Consider the following 20809-nt stretch of genomic DNA (forward strand, 5'->3'; position numbering starts at 1 on the left):
CGTCCCTCGAACGCCCGAAACGTTTCTAGACAGTAGTCCACTATTTTCCTGACCCCCACCGGGGCCAACTTGGGCGAAACGCCGGACGCCGCCGCGGCGCCGTTTTAGTCTCGGTCAATACCTAATACCCACGGTCGCGGGTAACTGCCCGGGCAGGGGGCCTGTCGGGGAGGACGGGGAGATGACGGGTTTGATCACTGTCCCGGAGACGTTGGCGGCGACGGCCGCGGACGTGCAGGGGATCGGTTCGGCAATCAACACCGCCGGCGCCAGCGCCGCCGGGCAGACCACCGGCATGGTGGCGGCGGCGCAGGACGAGGTCTCGGCGGCGATCGCGGATCTGTTCGCCGCGTATGGCCGGGAGTACCAAGCGGTCCTGTCGCAGGCCGAGGCCTTTCACGCCGAATTCACCAGGGCCCTGACCGCGGCGGCGGGCACCTACGCGCAGGCCGAGGCCGCCAACACGGCCCTGGTCTCCGGGGTCTCGAACGAGATCACCGCGCCGATCCGGGCGCTGCTGGGGCAGTCGCCGGTCACCGGCGGCGCGTCCACCGGCGGCAGCTCGCTGATCTCGACGGTGCGATTGGCCGCGGCCGGGGACCCCGTGGTCGCGTTGATCATGGGCGGCACCAACAACCCCGAGCCCGACCCCATCTACGTGCAAAACGTCGTCAATGCCTACATCAAGAACGCTAGCGCCATCCAGCCCCTGTTCACGCCCGAGCAGTTCTGGCCGGTGACCCCCGGGCTCGGCAACCTGACGTTCGGCCAGTCCGTCGCCCAGGGCGTGGGCCTGCTGGATGCCAAACTCAACTCGCTTCTCGCCGGCATGGGCAACCCCAACCACGCCGTCGTTTTCGGCTATTCGCAGAGCGCAACGATCGCCACCAACGAGATCAACGCGCTGATGGCGGCGGGCTCGCCCCATTCGGACCAGCTGTCCTTTGTGCTGGTGGGCAACCCCAACAACCCTGTCGGCGGCATCCTGTCGCGCTTTCCCGGTTTCTACATCCCGTTCCTGGACGTGTACTTCAACGGCGCCACCCCGCCGAACTCGCCGTACCCGACATCGATCTACACGGCGCAATACGACGGCATCGCCGACCTGCCCCAGTACCCGCTCAATCTGGTGTCCGACCTCAACGCGTTCATGGGCTACTTCTTCGTGCACAACACCTATCCGCTGATGACCGCCACCCAGGTCAGCAGCGCCGTGCACTTGCCGACGTCGCCCGGCTACACCGGCACCAATTACTACATGTTCATGACGCAGAACCTGCCGCTGCTGGAGCCGATCCGCGCCATTCCCTATGCGGGTCCCCCGATCGCCGACATCTTCCAGCCCGACCTGCGGGTGCTCGTCGACCTGGGCTACGCCGACTACGGGCCCACCGGCAACTACGCGAACATCCCGACGCCGGCCGGCCTGTTCTCCATACCCAACCCGTTCACGGTCATCCCCTACCTCGCCCTGGGCGCCGTGCAGGGGCCCTACGGCGCGGCGGTCGAGATCGGGGTGGAGGCCGGGCTGGTGTCGCCGGACTTGTTCCCCGACACCTACCCGTGGGTCCCGTCGATCAACCCCGGCCTGAACATCTCGCTGGGACAGTCGAGCGTGACGCTGCTGTCGCTACTCAGCGGGTCCGCGGGAAGCGTGCTGCACCTCATCCCGGCGCCGGTCTTCCCCTGATTCGGGCCCCGTTTCCGGCCTATCGCCGCTCGGGCCCGAGGGGCGAGTTCTGCCGGATCGAGTCGTCGCGGATCAGCCCCCGCAGCAGCGCGGTGCTGAATTCGGCGGCGATCTCCTTGGCGGTGCGCCGCCCGCTCGGCCGCAGCCACCGGTAGCTGCCGAGCGTCATCCCGATGTAGCCGAGCGCCAGCACGTGCGAGTCGCACGGGTAGAACTCGCCGCTGGCGATTCCGCGGTCGATGAGCCCGTGCACGTGCTGGTAGACCTGGGTTTCCTTCTCGCGGACCTCGGCGACCTGCTCGGCGGTGAACCATTCGGTGATGTAGGGCGCCTCCTGGAAATACACCGCGGCCCGCTCGGGGTCGCTCGCGATCCCGGTGAGCAGGCGGACGGTGTACTGGTAGAGCGCTTCGCGGGCGGTCCAGGACGGGTCGTCGTGCACGGCGGCCAGCGTGCCCTCGGCGGCCTGGCGGTAGATGTCGAACAGGATCAGCGACTTGCTGGCGTAGTAGTGGTAGACGGTTGCCTTGTTCAGCCCGATCACGTCGGCGACGTCGTCCATCCGGGTGCCGTGATAGCCGCGCGCGGCGAACAGCTTGGTGGCAACGGCCAGCAACTCCTCGCGGCGGGTCACCCCGTTCTCGGATGGCATGTCGTGCGCCCTCTATCGTCTGCGTCGTCGCTGTCGGCCAATCAACTGGTTGGACAGTCTAAGGCCACCGCGGCCCTGTCGCCGCGGCACGTCTGCGACTAGGATGATGTGTCGAACTGGTCGCGAGTCGAGAGGTGGGGACATGGATCCGAGTCCGGACTATGACGTGAGCGACGAGATCGAGTTCTTCTTCCGGTACGTGCCGTGGGGTCTGCGCGGCGTGGTCGACGGCAACGGCTACCCGCCGCCGGCATATCCGCCGGTCTAAGCGGCGCTACAGGGCTTTCAACTCCTCGGCGACCTCGGTCACCGATTTCTTCGCGTCGCCGAACAGCATGGTGGTTCCGTCGGCGTAGAACAGCGGGTTGTCGATGCCCGCGAACCCCGAGTTCATCGACCGCTTGAGCACGATCACCGACTTCGCCTTGTCCACGTTCAAAATCGGCATGCCGTAGATGGGGCTGGACGCCTCGTTGCGCGCCGCCGGGTTGGTGACGTCGTTGGCGCCGATGACGATCGCGACGTCGGTGCGGGCGAACTCGTCGTTGATGTCGTCCATGTCCTTCATGGCGTCGTAGTCGACCTCGGCCTCGGCCAGCAGCACGTTCATGTGGCCGGGCATGCGGCCGGCCACCGGGTGAATCGCGTACTTGACCGCGACACCCTTTTCTTCCAGCAGCGACGCCATGTCCTTGACGGCGTGCTGGGCCTGCGCGACCGCCAGGCCGTAGCCCGGGACCACGATCACCTGGTTGGCGTAGGCCATCTGGATCGCGGCGTCGGCGGCCGAGGTGGCCTTGACGTGCTTGTCGCCGCCGCCATCGCCGCTGGGCGCCACCCCGCCGCCGCCGAAGCCGCCGGCGACGATCGCCGGGATGGAGCGGTTCATCGCCTTGGCCATCAGGTTGGTCAGGATCGAGCCGGACGCGCCGACGATCATGCCCGCGACGATCATGGCGGTGTTGTTGAGCGCCAGACCGGCCGCCGCGGCCGACAACCCGGTCATGGCGTTCAGCAGCGAGATCACCACCGGCATGTCGGCGCCGCCGATGGGCAGCACGACCATCAGCCCCAGCACCCCCGCCGCCGCGAGCAGGCCGATCATCCACCACAGTGACGCGCCCCCGCTGCCGGGCTGCGCGTGCAGGCCGATGACGACCGCGGCCGCCACGGCGCCCGCCAGCAGCAGCAGGTTGATCGGCTGCTGCGCCCTGCCGAAGCCGATCGGCGACCCGGAGATGATCTCCTGCAACTTGCCGAACGCGATGATCGAACCCCAGAAGGAGATGGATCCGATGATCGCGGCGAACAACGACGCCACCACGACGTGCACGGTCGGCGACTCGCCGTGCTGGAAGGCCGAAAAGCCGGTCGTCTCAATGAATTCCGACAGCGCGATGAGCGCGACGGTCCCGCCGCCGACTCCGTTGAAGAAGGCCACCAGCTGCGGCATGGCGGTCATCTTGGTGAATCGCGCCGGGGGGACACCGAGCACGACGCCGACGACCAGGCCGGCGACGATCAGCACCCATTGGTCGGTGTGGCGGATCTTGACCAGGGTCGCGGCCACGGCGATGGCCATGCCCACCGCGGCGATCAGGTTGCCGCGCACCGCGGTCTTCGGGCCGGTCAGGCCCATCAACCCGTAGATGAACATCGCGAACGCGACGATGTAGAGGCCGATCACCAAGTAGTTCATTTGGCCGCCGGCTCCTCCGACTTAGCCTGGGGCGCAGGCTTTTTGCCCTTGAACATGCCCAGCATCCGGTCGGTGACGATGAAGCCGCCGATGACGTTCAGCGTGCCGAACACCACCGCCACGAACAGGATGATCTGCACCGCCAGCGACGGGTGCTCGACCTCGCCGAACACCACCAGCGCGCCGAGCACCACGATGCCGTGGATGGCGTTGGTGCCCGACATCAGCGGCGTGTGCAGCGTGTTGGGCACCTTGGAGATCACCGCGAACCCGACGAACCCGGACAGCACCAGGATCGCGAGGTTGGCCAACAGTTCGTCGTACATCTATCAATCCTTTTCGCGGGTGACGCAGGATTCGGCGATGACTTCGTCGTCGAAGTCGGGGGCCAGCTTGCCGTCCTTGATCAGCAGGTCCAGCAGTGCGGTGATGTTCTTGCTGTAGAGCTCGCTGGCGTGCTCGGGCATCGTCGCCGGCAGGTTCAGCGGCGCGGCGATGGTGACGTCGTGGCGGACCACCGTCTGGCCCGGTTCGGTGAGTTCGCAGTTGCCGCCGGCCTCGCCGGCCAGGTCCACCACCACGCTGCCGGGTTTCATCGCCTCCACCGCGGCGGCGGTCACCAGCCGCGGGGCGGGCTTGCCCGGCACCAGCGCGGTGGTGATCACCACGTCGAACCCGCTGATGGCGTCCTCCAGCGCCTTCTGTTGCTGGGCGCGCTCCTCGTCGGTGAGCTCGCGGGCGTAGCCGCCCTCCCCCGCCGCGGCCACCTCCTTTTCGCCGAGCGACAACCACTGCGCCCCCACCGAACGGACCTGGTCGGCCACCTCCGGGCGCACGTCGTAGCCGGTGGTGCGCGCCCCCAGGCGCTTGGCGGTGGCCAGCGCCTGCAGCCCGGCCACCCCGACGCCGAGCACCAGCACGGTGGCCGGCTTCACCGTGCCGGCCGCGGTGGTGAGCATCGGGAAAAACCGGGTGGACTCCGAGGCCGCCAGCAGCACGGCCTTGTACCCGGCGACGTTGGCTTGCGACGACAACGCGTCCATGGCCTGCGCCCGCGAGATCCGCGGAATGGCCTCGAGCGCGAACGCCTGCACCCCGGCCCGCTTCAGGGCGTCGATCGAGTTGTCGGGGCTGCGGGGCGCCAGGAAGCCGATCAGCGTCTGGCCGTCGCGCAACCGGCCGACCTCCTCGGCCGCCGGCGGCGCGACCTTGACGACCACATCGGCGGCCCAGGCGTCGCCGATGTGGGCCCCGGCCTCGGTGTAGAGCTCGTCGGGGAGCAGGGCCCCTTCGCCCGCGCCGGCCTCGACGACGACCGCCACCCCGCCGCTGACCAGCGATGCGACCGCCTTGGGTACCAGCGCGACGCGCCGCTCGCCGCTCCCCGACTCGGCGACCACGCCCACCGAAACGAGCCCCGTCTGCGCATCTGTCATGGCGCGTACATCCACTTTCCTTATTTATGTGCGGCCGATTGCCGAAGCCACCCTATCCGGCGTCACCAGAGGGCAATGTCGTGCCCGTGCTCAGCAGCGGGCCGGGGCCCGAAGTAGCGGCGCTCCGACTCGTCGATCGGCACGTCGTTGATGCTCGCCTCGCGGCGCGCCATCAAGCCCGACGCGCTGAATTCCCACAGCTCGTTGCCGTAGCTGCGGTACCACTGGCCGGCGTGGTCGTGGCACTCGTACTGGAAGCGCACGGCGATCCGGTTGTCGTGGAAGTCCCACAGGGACTTGCGCAGCGCGTAGTCGAGCTCGCGCTCCCACTTGCGGGTCAAAAAGGCGACGATCGCGTCCCGGCCCACGAGGTATTCGTCGCGGTTTCGCCACTGCGAGTCGGGCGTGTAGGCCAGGCTGACGCGTTCGGGGTCGCGGGTGTTCCAGGCGTCCTCGGCCGCCTGGACCTTCTGCGTGGCGGTCTCGAGGGTGAACGGCGGCAAGGGCGGGCGGCTTTCGGTCATGCCGCCCTGTCTACCGCGAGCAGACACAGAATCGCACGATTCCGCGCCTCCGAGTGCGATTCTGTGTCTGTTCGCGGCGGAAGATATCGTGGCGGTCATGGACTTCGCGATGTCGGCCAAAGCCAGCGACTACCACAAGCGACTGTCCGACTTCATGATCGAGTACGTCTTCCCGGCCGAGGCCGAATACGACAAATACCGTCACGAGGCCGGCCCGGACGACCACACCGTTCCGCCGGTCATCGAGGACCTGAAGACCAGGGCCAAGCAGCAGGGCCTGTGGAACCTTTTCCTGCCGGCCGAGTCCGGGTTGACCAACCTGGATTACGCACCGCTGGCCGAGCTGACCGGGTGGAGCCTCGAGATCGCGCCCGAGGCGCTCAACTGCGCGGCGCCCGACACCGGCAACATGGAAACCCTGCACCTGTTCGCCACCGACGAGCAGCGCAAACGGTGGCTCGAGCCGTTGCTGGCCGGGGAGATCCGCAGCGCCTTCTCGATGACCGAGCCGGCGGTCGCCAGCAGCGACGCCCGCAACATCGAGACCTCCATCGTGCGCGACGGCGCCGACTACGTCATCAACGGCCGCAAGTGGTGGACCTCCGGCGCGGCCGACCCGCGCTGCAAGGTCCTCATCGTGATGGGCCGCACCAACCCCGAGGCCGCCAGCCACCAGCAGCAGTCGATGGTCCTGGTGCCCATCGACACGCCGGGTGTGACGGTGGTCCGCTCGACGACGGTCTTCGGATACCAGGACCAGCCCGGGCACTGCGAGATCGTCTACGACAACGTCCGCGTGCCGACCACCAACCTGCTCGGCGAGGAGGGCGGCGGCTTCGCGATCGCCCAGGCGCGGCTGGGGCCGGGCCGCATCCACCACTGCATGCGCGCCCTGGGCGGCGCCGAACGCGCGCTGGCCCTGATGGTCGACCGCGCGCGCAACCGCGTGGCGTTCGGCCGTCCGCTGGCCGATCAGGGCCTGGTGCAGCAGGCAATCGCGCAGTCCCGCAACGCGATAGACCAAGCCAGGCTGTTGTGCGAGAAGGCGGCGTGGACCATCGACCAGCACGGCAACAAGGCCGCCCATCTGCTGGTCTCGCAGATCAAGGCGGTGGCCCCGCAGGTCGCCTGCGATGTGATCGACCGGGCGATCCAGGTGCACGGCGCCGCCGGGGTCAGCGAGGACACGGCGCTGGCCCGGCTGTACGCCTGGCATCGCGCCATGCGGATCTTCGACGGGCCCGACGAGGTGCACATGCGGTCGATCGCGCGCGCCGAGATCGGCCGCGAACAATCGGCGCTCGCCGCGGCGGTCACCTCGCATGGCTGAGGCCGCCGTCCGGGAACTGCCGGGCGCGTGGAACTTCCGCGACGTCGCCGACGGCGCGACGGCGCTGCGCCCCGGCCGGCTGTTCCGTTCCAGCGAGCTGAGCCGCCTCGACGACGACGGCCGTGCCGTCCTGCGCCGGCTGGGCATCACCGACGTCGCCGACCTGCGCGCGGCACGGGAGGTCGCCCGGCGCGGTCCGGGGCTGGTGCCCGATGGCGTGGAGATCCACCTGCTGCCGGTCCCCGACTTGTCCGAAAAGGAGGCCGAGGCCGCGGCGCCACACGAAGAGGCGTTCCAGCGACTGCTGCGTGGTGAATCGGACGGCTCCGAAGAGTCGGTGCACGAGACCGCCGTCCGCTTCATGACCGACGAATACCGCCAATTCCCGACGCGCAACGGGGCGCAGCGGGCGCTGCGCCAGGTCGTAACGCTGTTGGCCGCCGGGCGGCCGGTGCTCACGCACTGCTTCGCCGGCAAGGACCGGACCGGATTCGTGGTGGCGACGGTGCTCGAGGCCGTCGGCATCGACCGCGACGCCATCGTCGCCGACTTCCTCCGCAGCAACGACGCCGTCCCCCAGCTCCGGTCGCACATCTACGAGATGATCCAGCAGCGCGGGGATACCGAGCTGACCCCGGAGGTGGTCACCTTCACCGAGGCCCGGCTGTCGGATGGCGTGCTTGGCGTGCGTCCCGAATATCTGGCCGCCGCGCGTCAGACGATCGACGACGAATTCGGTTCGCTCCGCGGCTATCTCGGTGACGCCGGGATCGGCGAGGCCGAACTCGACCGACTGCGCACCGAACTGCTCGGCTGACGGGCGAATCCGGCTGCGGCCAACCGCTTGACGCATTCGCCGGACAGGACGGCGCGGTCCTCTTACGCTGACGGACGCAGGACGCCTTCGGTCGGGAAAGGACGGGCCCGATGGCCTACGTGATCGCCGAGCCCCAGTTGATGGCCTCGGTCGCCGCGCAAATCGATGGGATCGGTTCGGCATTCAGTGCCGCCGCCGCGGCCGCGGCGGCCCCCACATCAAATCTGGCGGCGGCGGCCGGTGACGAGGTGTCGGCGGCCATCGCGGACGTGTTCGGCATGGTCGCCAAGGACTACCAGGCCGTCGTCGCGCAGTTCCAGGCTTTCCACAATGAGTTTCATCAGGCGCTGGCCTCCGCCGGATTGGCCTATGCCGAAACCGAGGCCGCCATCGCCACCACCCTGGGAGCGGGAGCGACGGGTGCGCCCACCCCGGCGGCGACGATTCCCCCGTTCACGGCGAATGCCCTGACGTACTTCATCGGCGGGACCGGGGTACCGATACCGTCGAATACGTTCGTCGCCAACGCGAACAGCCTGTACGTCCGCTCGGCCGGCGCCCTGGCGAAGCTGTTCACCCCCGAGCAGCTGTACCCGATCACCGGTGTCCGGAGCTTGACGCTGAACGCCTCGGTCGCCCAGGGCGTGACCATTCTCGACAACGCGCTATACGAAGCGATCCATGTGCAGGGCCAGACGGTAACGGTTTTCGGCATTTCCCAGAGCGCCATCATCTCGTCGCTGGAGATGCAGAACCTGGCCGCCGGCACGTCCCTCTTCGGCGCGAACCCGCCCGACGTCAACCAGCTCAACTTCGTGCTGACCGGCAACGAGGTAAACCCCAACGGCGGGCTGCTGGCGCGTTTCCCGAACCTCAACCTGACCGCGCTGGGGCTGGATTTCTACCCCGCGATGAACGCGAACACGCCCTACCACGTCGCCAACTACACGCTGGAATACGACGGCTTCGCCGACTTCCCCCGCTACCCAATCAACTTCATCTCGGACCTCAACGCGGTCGCCGGCATCGTCTTCGTGCACACCACGTACCTGGATCTCACGCCGAGCCAGGTCGACGCCGCCATCCAACTGCCGACGTCCCCGGGCTACACCGGCAACACCAGCTACTACGTGATCCCCACGCAGAATCTGCCCCTCCTGCAACCGCTTCGGGCAATACCGGTGATCGGAAACCCGCTGGCCGACCTGGTGCAGCCGGACCTGAGGGTCATCGTGAATCTCGGCTACGGCCCCGACCCGACGCTCGGGTACTCGACGAGCTACGCCGACGTGCCGACGCCGTTCGGGCTGTTCCCGGACGTCAACCCCGGCACCGTCTTCAACGCCCTGGCCGCCGGCACCCAGCAGGGTGTCCACGACTTCTCGTTCGACCTGCAGCAGATCGCGGCGCAGCCCGCCGCCGCCGTGCCGCAGTTCGCCGCGCCGGCCGCGCCGAACGTGGCGGCGACGCTGGCCAACCTGCCGTCGCCGCAAAAGGTCGTCAACGCCTTCAATTCGATCGTCTCGACCGATTACGGTGTGCTGCTGCCGACGGCCGACATCGGACTGTCCCTCGCCACCGACCTGCCCCTCTACGACGCGCAACTGTTCGTGAGCCAGCTCGCGCAGGGCAACCTCGTCAACGCGATCGGATATCCGATCGCGGCCGACGTGGGGTTGGCGACGGTGGCGGGCGGGGTCGAGGGCCTCGTACTCCTCTCGGCGTTGTCGTCAAACATCAAGGACATCCAGAGCCTCATTCCCTAACGCGCGCGGGTGATCTCGGGACACGCCAATACAACGACGCAAAACGCCACACTAACGGCTTAGCGCTCCTAAGCTAGCTGCTTATCGGCGGCGGCGCCGCCGGGACCGATGCGATTGCCCCTGTGTCCGGAAGGGATGAGTCGATGACGACCTTGGTTGCGCAGCCCGAGATCCTGGCGGCGGCCGCACAAAATGCTTCCTCGATCGGTTCGGTGATCGAGGAGGCCAGGGCGGCCGCGGCCGGTTCCACCACGAGTCTCGCGGTCGCGGCCGAAGACGAGGTGTCGGCCATCACCGCGCAGTTCTTCGGCGCGTTCGGCCAGCAATACCAGGCGATGCTCCAGCAGGCGACCGCGTTCCACAACGAGTTCACCGCGGCGCTGGCCGCCGCCGGGAACGCCTACGCGCAGGCCGAAACCCAGATCGCCGCCACGCTCGGGCTCACCGGCGGGGCCTCATCCGGCGTGCCGTTCACGGCGGTGCAGCAGGCGGTAGCCACGCCGGTCGACGCCATTTTGATCATGACGGGCAGCGGCACCGCCAACCCCTCACAGACCTACATCAACAACGTCTCCAGCCTCTACTTGCAGAATTTCACGAGCTCTGTCCGCGTCGGCGTGACTACGGCCGAGGGTCTGTACCCGTTCACCGGAGTCAAGGACCTGACGCTGGACATCTCCTTGGCCCGCGGCGTCACCGCTCTGAACAACATCATCAACCAGCACATCGCACCCGGCACCGGTCAGACCGCCGCCATCCTGGGCTACTCGCAGAGTTCGATCGTCGCCTCGCTGGCGATGCCGCAACTCGTCGCCCAGGGCTACACCCCGTCGCAGCTGGACTTCACCCTGCTCGGGAACCCGGCCAACCCCAACGGCGGGCTGCTGGCCCGCTTCCCCGGCCTGAGCCTGCCGAGCCTGGGCGTCACCTTCGGCACCTCGACGCCCAGCAACGACTTCCCGACCACCATTTGGACGCTCGAATACGACGGGTTCGCCGACTTCCCGCGCTACCCGATCAATTTCCTCGCCGACCTCAACGCGCTGGCGGGCATCGTCTTCATTCACGGCACCTACCCGCACCTGACCCAGGCGACGCTCGACACCGCCGTCACCCTCGGGGAATCGGGAGCACCGAACATGACGACATACAACATGATTCCCACCCAGAACCTGCCACTGCTGACGCCGCTGCGGGCGCTCCCGCTCATCGGCAACCCGCTCGCGGACCTCATCCAGCCGGACCTGAAGGCCCTCGTGAACTGGGGCTACGGCGACCCCAACTACGGCTGGTCGACCAGCCCGGCCGACATCCAAACGCCGTTCGGGTTCCTGCCGCCGCTCAGCGCGACCCAGGCCCTGGGTCCGCTGTTGGTGAGCGGCACCCAGCAGGGGATCAGCGACTTCGCCGCCGACATGTCGATGCTCGGCGCCTCGCTTCCGGGAGCCGCGTCGTCGGGCATGGCCCAGCTGGCGCTGCTGCCGTCGGCGGCGATTCCGGCCACGCCCAGCGGGATCATCCAGGCCATCCAGTCCGCGAACACGAACGTCGTCGGCACCTTCACGGCCGATGTCTCGACCGCGTACGCGACGCTGCTGCCGACCGCGGACATCGCGACCGCCATCGCGATCAGCCTCCCGTCCTACGACGTCAACCTGTTCCTCGACGGCATCAACGAAGCCATCAACGGGAACGTCGTGGGCGGGCTGATGGACGCGTTCGGGCGGCCCATCGCGGCCAACATCGGGCTGGTCACGCTCGCGGGAGGATTCGAGGTCATCACGCTGGTGAACGCCGGTGAGGCGATCTTCCTCGGGGTGCCGAGCCCCGGGCCCCAGTAATCGGCCTGGCACACGGACACGCGGGGTCCCGGTTCGCCGGCGCCGGCGGGGTCGTGCGGCGACCCGGAGTCCGGCGGATAGCGCCGCCGCGGAAGCGTTTTCATCGGCGCCTCCCGGAGCCCGCATTCGAAAACGCCGATATTCGCCAATGCCCGCGAGTTTTTAGGGCGAATTTCCCTCGGCCGGGACCGTAACGCCTTACTCTGACGGACGCCGGCTTTCGGGCGCCGGATCACCTGTCCAACAACGACTTTAGGTAGTTCTCGTCTCAAGGGACGAACGGTCGATGCATGTGATCACCCAGCCCGAGCTGATGGCCGCGGCGGCCACGGACGTCGCGGGAATAGGTTCGACGATCAGGGATGCCAATGCGGCCGCGTCGGGCCTCATCAGCGATGTGGCGGCGGCGGGCGCCGACGAGGTCTCGGCCGCCGCGGCCGCCCTCTTCGGCGCGTACGCCGAGGAGTTCCGGGCGCTCGTCAACCAGGCGGCGTCCTTCCATGACCGCTTCGCCCGGGCTCTGGCCGGCGCCGGGAACGCGTACGCGCAGGCCGAATCCGCCAACGCCGCCGCGCTGACCGCGATGACGACGCGCGCATCGGCGGCGGCCACCACCACCGCCGTGATCATGGGCGGCAGTGGCAGCCCGATACCGGATCCGGCCTACGTGAGCAACGTCCTCGCGAAATACATCGTGCCGAGGCTTTCGGACCCGACCGTGCAGGCGCTGTTCACGCCCGAGGGTCTGTACCCGTTGTTCGGTCCCAAGGACCTGACGCTGGACGTGTCGGTGGCGCGAGGGGTCGCGGCCCTGGACAACGCGATCCAGCAACAGCTGGCCGCCGGCAATCCCGTGACGGTCTTGGGTTTGTCGCAAAGCGCCGTGGTCGCGTCGCTGGAGATGGCAAGGCTCGACCCCGCGGGCGTGCCGAGTTCCCTGCCGATATCGTTTACGCTGCTTGGCGATCCGATGAATCCCAACGGCGGGCTGCTCTCGCGTTTCGCCGGCCTGACCCTGCCGAGTCTGGGTATCACGGCCTACGGCGCGACCCCGTCCAATTCCTTCCCCACCGACGTTTTCACCGTCGAGTACGACGGCTACGCCGACTTCCCGCGCTACCCGATCAACGTCCTGTCCGACCTCAACGCCCTGGCCGGCATCGTCTTTCTGCACGACACCTACCCCGATCTCACAGCGACGCAACTCGCGTCGGCGATCACCCTGCCGACGCAGGGGCCCACCCAGACCACCTATCACCTGATTCCCACCAAGAACCTGCCGATCCTGGAACCACTGCGGGCGCTGCCCCTCGTCGGCAACCCGATCGCCGACCTGATCCAACCGGACCTGAAGGTGCTGGTGAACCTGGGCTACGGCGACCCCGCCCACGGCTATTCGACGTCGCCGGCGAACGTGCCCACCCCATTCGGGCTGTTCCCGTCGGTCAGCCCGGGCACCGTGCTGAGCGACTTGATCGCCGGGATCCCACAGGGATTCGCCACCGCCGGGGCCGATCTCGCTGCCGGCGGCCTCCCGTCGCCGCCCAGCCTTTCACCGTTGGACATCTCGAACGCCTTGAGCGCGTTGGTCGCGCCCGGGCCCGGCGGCCCGCCGGGCATGCCCGGGTTCTCGGTCGAGGGGCTCATCGAGGGCCTGCAGACGGCCAATTCCTCCGTCGCCGGCACCATCGCGAACACCCTTTCCACGAGTTACTCGACGCTGCTTCCGACGGCCGACATCGCGAACGCCGTCCTGACCTCCATGCCGTCCTATGACCTCAACCTGTTCGCGGATGGCATTTCCCAAGCCGCCCAGGGCGATCCGATGGGGCTCGTCAACGCGGTCGGTTACCCGATCGCCGCCGACACGGCGCTGCTGTCGCTGGCGGGCGGGTGGGAACTGATCGTCCTCGTGAACGCGGTCGTGATGATGTTCGGCGGTCAGCTGGGCGGCTGACGACGGGCCCCACTCAGGGTTCGAGCACCACCTTGCCCAGCACACCGCCGTCCGCCAGGCTCTGCAGCGCCGCCTGCCCCTCGGAGAGCGGATAACGCTGCGGCGGCGGCGGTTTCAGCCCCAGGAACACCAACTGGCTCAGCCCCCAGGAGAACAGCGCGGCCGAGCCGGGGACCTTGTTCAGGTACTCGCCCCACGCGACGCCCACCACGCTGACGTTGCGCAGCAGCAACCTGTTGACCTTGACGGTGGGAATGCCGCCGGCGGCGAAGCCGATCACCAGCAGCTTGCCGTCGATGGCCAGGACGCGAATCGCGTCGTCGAAGGCCGGTCCGCCGATGGGATCGACGACGATGTCGACGCCGCGGCCCTGCGTGTAGTCACGCACCCGGTCGGCCCAGCCGTCGGCCAGCGGCACCACCAGGTCGGCGCCCAGCGACGCGACGTAGTCGGTGGCGGTTTCCCGATGCACCACGGCCAACACCTTTTTCGCGCCCATCGCCTGCGCGACCTGGATCGCCGCGGTGCCGACACCGCCGGCGGCGCCCAGCACCAGCACCGTGTCGCCCGGCCGCATCGCGGCGCGGCGCGCCAGCGCGAAATACATGGTGTTGTAGTTCACCAGCAGCGACACGGCTTCGGCGTCGTCGAGTTCGGCGGGGCTGCGCATCACGTTGGGCACCGGGACCGCCACCCGCTCGGCATAGGCACCCAGGATGCCGAAGGCCGAAACCCGCTCCCCCACACGGAAGCCCGAGCCCGGGGGCGCCGAACGCACCACGCCCGCGGCCTCCATGCCGGGGACGAACGGCGGGGGCAACTTCAGCTGGTACTCGCCCTTGGCCAGCAGCAAGTCCGGAAAGCACACCCCGGCGGCGCGGACGTCGACGACGACGTGGTCGCCCTCCTCGACGTCGTCGATATCGGTGTAGACCACCCCGGATGGACCCGAAAGCTCCTGTACCACACAGGCTTTCATGGGGTATCGATCACCGGATCGAGAAATTGGCCTGTTTAGCTGCGGACAGGTCGTCGATCTCGGTCCAGTGCGCGGCCACCTCGTCCACCGACGGCGGCTTCTTGAACGTGACGCCCTCGTTCTGGAACAGCGCGGCGCGCTGCACCTTGCCGCCGCCGACGATGAAGATCGAGCCGGTGTCGGGCACCTCCTCGGTGCACAGGTAGGCAACGACCGGCGCCACGAAATCCGGGGTCAGGTTCTGCAGCACCTCGGGCGGCAGGATGTCCTCGGTCATCCGGGTGGCCGCGATCGGCGCCAGCGCGTTGGTCTTGATGTTGTACTTGGCGCCCTCTTGGGCCAGCGTGTTGATCAACCCGACCAGGCCCAGCTTGGCCGCGCCGTAGTTGGCCTGCCCGAAGTTCCCGAACAACCCGCTGGTGGAGGTGGCGACGACGACCCGGCCGTAGCTCTGCTCGCGGAAATGCGGCCAGGCGGCGCGGATGACGTTGTACCCGCCGTAGAGGTGCACCTTGAGCACGGCGTCCCAGTTCTCGAAGGACATCTTGTGGAAGGTGCCGTCGCGCAGGATCCCGGCGTTGCTCACCACGCCGTGCACGGCGCCGAACTCGTCGAGCGCGGTCTTGATGATGTTGGCCGCGCCCTCCGGCTCGGCGACGCTGTCGTAGTTGGCGGCCGCGCGGCCGCCCGCGTCCTTGATCTCCTGGACCACCTGATCGGCCATGTTGTGGCCGGCTCCGGTGCCGTCACGCGCACCGCCGAGGTCGTTGACGACGACGCTGGCGCCCTCGCGGGCGAGGGTGAGGGCGTATTCGCGGCCCAGGCCTCCGCCGGCTCCGGTGACGACGACGACGCGATCCTGCACTCCGGGCATAGGGTTCCTCTCTGATGTGGAATCTCGTGTCTAGCAAGTGGTTTCGTGCAAATGCGATCGTTGGAGATCTCTAGAACATTCGGCGGGCCATTTTGAACGCCCGCTCGGTGTAGGGCGGGTAGATGAAGCTCGACAGGTCGGGCCGCGTCGGCTTGGTCAGCACCGCCTTGCGGTGACTGAACTCCTCGAACCCGAACTTGCCGTGGTAGGCCCCCATGCCCGACGGCCCGACCCCGCCGAACGGCAGCTTGGCGGTGGAGACCTGGAAGGCGATGTGGTTGACCAGCATGCCGCCCGCCGGCACCTCCCTGATCACCCGCTCGCGGGTTTCGCGCGATTTGGTGAACAGGTAGGCCGACAGCGGTTTGGGCCGCGAATTGACGAAACGTATTGCCTCGTCGAGGTTTTGGACGGTGATCACGGGCAGCACCGGCCCAAAGATCTCGTTGCGCATCAACGGCCCGTCCGGGTCGGGGTCGACGACGACGGCCGGCTGGATGCGCAGGCTCGAGGCGTCGCATTCGCCGCCGACGATGACCTTGCCGTCCCCGCCGGAAAGGTAACCGCTGATCCGGTCGAACTGGCGCTGGTTGATGATCTTCACCCCGCCCGGCTTGTCCGAGGTGAACTTTGTGATGGCGGCGCCGATCTTGCTCACCAGTTCGTCACGAATCTTGGCGTCGGCCAACACGTAATCCGGTGCGACGCAGGTCTGCCCGGCGTTGAGCAGCTTCATCCAGGCGATCCGCTTGGCCGCCACCTCCACGTCGGCGTCGGCGGCGACGATCACCGGGCTTTTGCCACCCAGCTCGAGCGTGCACGGGGTCAGGTGCGGCGCCGCGCCCTCGTAGACCTTGCGGCCGATCTCCGTGCCACCGGTGAACATCACGCGGTCCAGTCCCTGCGCGATCAGCTCCTGGCTCACCGACCCGTCGCCCTCGATCACCGCGATCGCGTCGTTGTCGAGGTAGCGCGGCACCAGCTCGGCCATCACCCGCGAGGACGCGGCCGCGATCTCCGAGGGCTTGAGGATGACGGTGTTCCCGGCGGCGATCGCCCCGACCGCCGGGCCCAGCGTCAGATAGAACGGATAGTTCCAGGCGCCGATGATCAGCACGGTGCCGTACGGCTCGTACTCGATCCAGCCGCGACCCGGAAGCTGCGGCAGCTCCAGCAGTCGGTATCTGCGGCGGGTCCACCGGCGCACCCGCTTGGCGGCGTATTTGGCCTCGCCGGCGGTGGTGGCCACATCGGCGATGAAGGCCTCGAACGGACTGCGGTCCAGGTCTTCGGCGAGCGCGGCGGCGATCGCCGCCTCGTTGTCCTCCATCAACTTCTGCAGTTGCAGCAGCTGCCGCTTGCGCCACTCGATGTCGCGGGTGCGACCCGTGGCGAAGGTCTTGCGGAGCCGGTCAACCGTGGCCGCGATATCGACGGGCTGAGCCGCCACCCCGTTTTTGGATCCCGATGTCTTCGGCGTAACCGATTCGGTGGTCATCATTGTCCTTCCCGAGCAGAGCCCCCCGCTGCGAGGCGAGTAACCGCTCATCGGTGATAACCGCGATCCTAGCCATCCGGTTGGTAGGGCAGAAAGGACGGATCCTGCTCCCGAACCCCCTCGAGTTCGGGAGTAGGCACCCTAGAGGCGTTCGGCGACGACGAAGTCGGAGAAGGCGTCCTTGTCGTCGGCCAGCGGAACGTTCTCGACCCAGCGGCCCAGCCGGCGCATTTCGTCCGTCGCGGGCTGCGCCTTCGCGCGCCAGCCGTGGTCGTTGAGCCAGGCCGTGACGTCCGCGCGGTGCTCGTCGCGATACATCAGCTCCCCGACGTCGACGGTCTCCTCGAGGCCGATCTCGTCGGCGACCTTCCTGAACCGCTCGCGCATCTGCTGGCGGCGCTCGTCGGCGTGCTCGGGGGCGGTTTCGGCCGCCACCCGGCTGCCGGGCGCGCTCAGCTCGCCGATCTGGGCGAACAATCGGTCCTGGCCCTCGGCGGGCAGGTACATCAGCAGGCCCTCGGCCAGCCACGCCGTCGGCGTCGCCGGGTCGAACCCCGCAGCGCGCAGCGCGGTCGGCCAGTCGTGACGGAGGTCGATGGCGACCTCACGCCGATCGGCCGACGGCGTCACGCCGTTTTCCGCCAGCGTCTCGGACTTGTAGGCCAGCACCTGGGGCTGGTCGATCTCGTACACCGTGGTGCCGGCCGGCCAGTCCAGGCGGTAGGCGCGCGAGTCCAGGCCCGACGCCAGGATCACCACCTGGCGGATTCCGGCCGCGGCGGCGTCGTTGAAGTAGGTGTCGAAGAAGTGCGTGCGGACCGCCTGGTAGCCGCGCATGTGCTGGATGTGCGCGGCGGATTCGGCGTCGAGGCTTTCCACCTTGGCCGCGATCTCCGGGTCGAGCAGGGCCTCCCACAAGACGCCGGCCCCGGCGGTGGTGACCAGCAGCTTGGCATAGGGGTCGCGGATCAGGGCGTCGGGCTGCTCGGTCTCGACGGCCCTGGCGGCGGCCACCATCACCGCGGTGGTGCCGACGCTGGTCTTGATGTCCCAGGTGTCGTCGTGGGTGCGCAGTGAGCTCATCGCGGTGCTCCTTCGGGGGCTTGATCGGGGTCGCCGAGACGCGCGCGCAGCAGCGTGCTGCGGACGGCCTCGTCGGACAGGTCGTCGGGGACCGGGCGGCCCAGTCGGGCCATCTCGTCGTGGTTGTTCACGGCCTGCACCCGCCAGCCGTGGTCGGTCAGCCACTCGACGGCATCGGTGCGGTCGGGCTCGTGATAGGTCAGCGCCGCGACGTTGACGTCCAGGCCCAGCCGGTCGCGCATCCGCAGCCAGCGCGCCGAGTTGCTGCGCGAATTCATGCCGAACAGCTCGACGGCGACCTGGCTTCCGGGCGCGCTGAGCGCGGTGAGCATCTCGAACAGCCGGTCCTGGGCGTCGCTCGGCAGGTAGGGCAGCAGGCCCTCGGCGAGCCACGCCGTGGGCCTGGTGCGGTCGAAGCCGGCGGCGGCCAAGGCGGCGGGCCAGTCGTCGCGCAGGTCGACCGGGACCGGACGCCGGGTGGCGGCCGGAACGGCGCCCTGCTCCCGCAGGATTGCGGCCTTGTACTCGAGCACCTTGGGCTGGTCGATCTCGTACACCGCGGTGCCCGACGGCCAATTCAGCCGGTAGGCGCGCGAGTCCAGGCCGGCGGCCAGGATGACGACTTGGCGGATCCCCGCGGATACCGCGTTGCCGAAGTATTCGTCGAAGTAGTGGGTGCGCACGGCCTGATAGTCGACGCCGAGCCGATGCGCGCGCTGGCCGCGCGGGTCGCCGTCGAGCCAGGCCAGCTCGACGTCGGTCAGCCGCTCCCAGGCCGGGCCGGCCGAGCACACCAGGACGCGGGCGAACTCGTCACGGACGAGGGGGTCCGGCCGGGCCGTCTCCACCGCGCGCGAGGCGGCGACGCCCAGCGCGGTGGCGCCCACCAGTTCGGTGATGGCCCAACTGTCGCCGGCGCTCCTTATCGAGGGCGGTAACGAGGCGTCCAGATCAGTCATGACCCGACCACTTTACCGAATAAGTTAGTTAGCCTATACGCTTTGTGCGCAACTTCACTGTCACGCGTCGGGTCGCCAGAGGGCGCCCTCGAGCAGCCGCCGCAGCACGTCGCTGATGGCCAGCAACTCCTCGTAGCTGCGGACGTACCCGGCGTAAAACCCGACTCCGCAGAGCACGACCAGCAGCACCTCGACCAATGCCGACGCGTCGATATCGGCCACGACCTCCCGGCGCTGGATCGCGTCATTGACCACCCGCATCAGAAATTCTCGGCTAATTCTCACCGAATCGTTTTCCGCCTCACTCAATTCCGGGTGGCGTTGCGATTCGAGGACGGCGCTGATCAAAAACGCCGACACGGACGGATTGTCGGAATTGGCACGCACCGCGGTGGAGATGAAGGCCGTCAGCCGCTCCTTCAGCGTCGTTTCGCGCTCGGCCTGCCGGATGCCGGCCCCGATCACGAGGGCATTTGCCTGGTCCAGGACTTCTTGGTAGAGCAGCCGCTTGGTGGAGAAGTAGTGATTGATCGCCGGCCTGGTCAAATCGGCGCGGGCGGCGACGGCCTGGAACGTGGCCCCGTCGTAGCCACGTTCGCTGAACACCTGGCGGGCCGCGTCGATGATCCGCTGACGCGTCTCGTCCGCCCTGGCGGCAGGGGGGCGTCCCGGTCGGCGGCTCGCCGGTCTCGACATTGCTAAAGTGTGCCACCGCCATCGTGGGGCATTAGCGAATTCGGCGGAATGCTTCCGAATTTTCCGGATTGGTAGTCCTGCAGCGCCTCGATCAATTCCGCGCGGGAGTTCATCACGAATGGCCCGTAGTGGAATACCGGCTCGCGAATCGGCTGCCCGCCCAGGAGCAGCACGTCGATCGCCCGGGCCTGGTGTGCGCCGACGGTGATCCGGTCGCCGGGACCGAGCACGACCAATTGCCCCGGTCGGACCGGGTGGGCTACCGGGCCGACGTATCCGCTACCGGACAGCACGTAGACCAGCGCGTTGAAGTCCCGGCGCCAGGGGATGTTGAGCCGGGCGCCGTTCGCAATCGTCGCGTGCGCCAATGTGATCGGCGTGTGGGTGATTCCCGGTCCGCGGTGGCCGTCGATCTCACCTGCGATGATGCGCACCAGCGCCCCGCCGTCGTGCGACGCGAGCAAAGCCGCGTCCGCACCTTCGATCGCCTGGTACCGCGGCGGCGCGAATTTGTCCTTCCTCGGCAGATTCACCCACAGCTGGATGCCGTGGAATACGCCGCCGCTTTCGACCAGCTCGGCCGGCGGGGTCTCGATGTGCAGGATGCCGGAGCCGGCCGTCATCCATTGCGTCGCGCCGTCGGCGATCAGGCCGCCGCCGCCGTGCGAATCCTGGTGCGCGAATTTGCCGTCGATCATGTAGGTGACAGTTTCGAAGCCGCGGTGCGGGTGCCAATCGGTGCCCCTGGCCTCGCCCGGCTGGTATTCCACCTCGCCCATCTGGTCCATGTGGACAAAGGGATCCAGCGCGGCGGTGCTGACCCCGGCGAACGCGCGGACCACCGGGAATCCCTCGCCCTCATAGCCTCGCGGGCCGCTGGTGATGGACCGGACCGGCCGCTCGGTGTCGGCGGGCCCGGCGGGCCCGACGCGCGCCAAGGTCAGCGTGTCTGCGGTGATGGCGGGCAACTCTTACCTCCTTCAACAAGGGTTGCCCATATAACCGGAC

Annotated in this window: 19 protein-coding genes; 7 read left to right on the forward strand and 12 right to left on the reverse strand. The window is 68.2% G+C overall.

Translation table 11 applies throughout. The features are described 5' to 3' along the window. Positions 1 to 181 precede the first annotated feature (181 nt). Positions 182 to 1690 carry a PE family protein gene (locus BST11_RS01515; protein WP_083136263.1) on the forward strand — a complete coding sequence of 503 codons (1509 nt, stop codon included), beginning with the start codon at positions 182 to 184 and terminating at the stop codon, positions 1688 to 1690. A 19-nt stretch (positions 1691 to 1709) separates the two neighbouring features. On the opposite strand, the gene BST11_RS01520 is transcribed toward BST11_RS01515, so the two are convergent. Continuing rightward, positions 1710 to 2342 (reverse strand): TetR/AcrR family transcriptional regulator, encoded by a 633-nt coding sequence (locus tag BST11_RS01520; RefSeq protein ID WP_083136264.1) that lies wholly within the window; start codon positions 2340 to 2342, stop codon positions 1710 to 1712. 142 nt (positions 2343 to 2484) lie between these two features. Here BST11_RS01520 and BST11_RS26970 point away from each other — a divergent pair, with 142 nt between their 5' ends. Then, complete coding sequence (locus BST11_RS26970) at positions 2485 to 2610, forward strand: hypothetical protein (RefSeq protein WP_120313732.1); 126 nt, start codon at positions 2485 to 2487, stop codon at positions 2608 to 2610. A 6-nt stretch (positions 2611 to 2616) separates the two neighbouring features. Here the strand turns inward: BST11_RS26970 and BST11_RS01525 are convergent, their stop codons facing one another. The 4 genes from BST11_RS01525 to BST11_RS01540 form a co-directional block, all read right to left on the reverse strand. Continuing rightward, complete coding sequence (locus BST11_RS01525; RefSeq protein WP_083136265.1) at positions 2617 to 4041, reverse strand: NAD(P)(+) transhydrogenase (Re/Si-specific) subunit beta; 1425 nt, start codon at positions 4039 to 4041, stop codon at positions 2617 to 2619. Then, a complete protein-coding gene (locus BST11_RS01530) occupies positions 4038 to 4367 on the reverse strand; it encodes an NAD(P) transhydrogenase subunit alpha part 2 (protein ID WP_067326796.1) in 330 nt (109 codons plus the stop codon). Before BST11_RS01530 ends, BST11_RS01525 begins: the two co-directional genes overlap by 4 nt. A 3-nt stretch (positions 4368 to 4370) precedes the next feature. After that, positions 4371 to 5477, reverse strand: a complete 1107-nt coding sequence (locus BST11_RS01535; protein WP_083136266.1) for a Re/Si-specific NAD(P)(+) transhydrogenase subunit alpha — start codon at positions 5475 to 5477, stop codon at positions 4371 to 4373. Positions 5478 to 5539: 62 nt separating this feature from the next. Then, the gene (locus BST11_RS01540) at positions 5540 to 6001 is read right to left on the reverse strand and encodes a nuclear transport factor 2 family protein (protein WP_083136267.1); all 462 of its coding nucleotides are present in this window, start codon (positions 5999 to 6001) and stop codon (positions 5540 to 5542) included. Positions 6002 to 6110: 109 nt separating this feature from the next. On the opposite strand from BST11_RS01540, the gene BST11_RS01545 reads away from it, so the two are divergent. The 5 genes from BST11_RS01545 (at position 6111) to BST11_RS01565 (ending at position 13712) form a co-directional block, all read left to right on the forward strand. After that, entirely contained in the window at positions 6111 to 7331 is a 1221-nt protein-coding gene (locus BST11_RS01545) for an acyl-CoA dehydrogenase family protein (protein WP_169834866.1), read from the forward strand. Then, positions 7324 to 8148 (forward strand): tyrosine-protein phosphatase, encoded by an 825-nt coding sequence (locus BST11_RS01550; protein ID WP_083136269.1) that lies wholly within the window; start codon positions 7324 to 7326, stop codon positions 8146 to 8148. Before BST11_RS01545 ends, BST11_RS01550 begins: the two co-directional genes overlap by 8 nt. A gap of 110 nt (positions 8149 to 8258) precedes the next feature. Beyond that, positions 8259 to 9914, forward strand: coding sequence for a PE family protein (locus tag BST11_RS01555; protein WP_083136270.1), 1656 nt, complete (start codon positions 8259 to 8261; stop codon positions 9912 to 9914). A gap of 143 nt (positions 9915 to 10057) precedes the next feature. Continuing rightward, positions 10058 to 11755 (forward strand): PE family protein, encoded by a 1698-nt coding sequence (locus tag BST11_RS01560; RefSeq protein ID WP_083136271.1) that lies wholly within the window; start codon positions 10058 to 10060, stop codon positions 11753 to 11755. A 286-nt stretch (positions 11756 to 12041) separates the two neighbouring features. Further along, positions 12042 to 13712 (forward strand): PE family protein, encoded by a 1671-nt coding sequence (locus tag BST11_RS01565; RefSeq protein ID WP_083136272.1) that lies wholly within the window; start codon positions 12042 to 12044, stop codon positions 13710 to 13712. A gap of 13 nt (positions 13713 to 13725) precedes the next feature. On the opposite strand, the gene BST11_RS01570 is transcribed toward BST11_RS01565, so the two are convergent. The 7 genes from BST11_RS01570 to BST11_RS01600 form a co-directional block, all read right to left on the reverse strand. Further along, positions 13726 to 14691 carry an NADPH:quinone oxidoreductase family protein gene (locus BST11_RS01570; RefSeq protein WP_083136273.1) on the reverse strand — a complete coding sequence of 322 codons (966 nt, stop codon included), beginning with the start codon at positions 14689 to 14691 and terminating at the stop codon, positions 13726 to 13728. A gap of 10 nt (positions 14692 to 14701) precedes the next feature. Beyond that, the gene (locus BST11_RS01575) at positions 14702 to 15565 is read right to left on the reverse strand and encodes an SDR family oxidoreductase (protein WP_067326824.1); all 864 of its coding nucleotides are present in this window, start codon (positions 15563 to 15565) and stop codon (positions 14702 to 14704) included. Positions 15566 to 15635: 70 nt separating this feature from the next. Further along, complete coding sequence (locus BST11_RS01580; protein ID WP_083136274.1) at positions 15636 to 17066, reverse strand: aldehyde dehydrogenase family protein; 1431 nt, start codon at positions 17064 to 17066, stop codon at positions 15636 to 15638. A gap of 138 nt (positions 17067 to 17204) precedes the next feature. Then, positions 17205 to 18146, reverse strand: a complete 942-nt coding sequence (locus tag BST11_RS01585) for a class I SAM-dependent methyltransferase (protein ID WP_083136275.1) — start codon at positions 18144 to 18146, stop codon at positions 17205 to 17207. Next, positions 18143 to 19105, reverse strand: a complete 963-nt coding sequence (locus BST11_RS01590; protein ID WP_083136276.1) for a class I SAM-dependent methyltransferase — start codon at positions 19103 to 19105, stop codon at positions 18143 to 18145. The genes BST11_RS01585 and BST11_RS01590 overlap by 4 nt, the downstream gene beginning before the upstream one ends. A gap of 60 nt (positions 19106 to 19165) precedes the next feature. After that, positions 19166 to 19801, reverse strand: a complete 636-nt coding sequence (locus BST11_RS01595) for a TetR/AcrR family transcriptional regulator (RefSeq protein ID WP_083136277.1) — start codon at positions 19799 to 19801, stop codon at positions 19166 to 19168. A 2-nt stretch (positions 19802 to 19803) separates the two neighbouring features. Further along, on the reverse strand, positions 19804 to 20769 hold the full coding sequence (locus tag BST11_RS01600) for a pirin family protein (RefSeq protein ID WP_083136278.1): 966 nt from the start codon (positions 20767 to 20769) through the stop codon (positions 19804 to 19806). Positions 20770 to 20809: the final 40 nt, after the last annotated feature.

This window comes from Mycobacterium alsense (assembly GCF_002086635.1).
Classification (GTDB): domain Bacteria; phylum Actinomycetota; class Actinomycetes; order Mycobacteriales; family Mycobacteriaceae; genus Mycobacterium; species Mycobacterium alsense.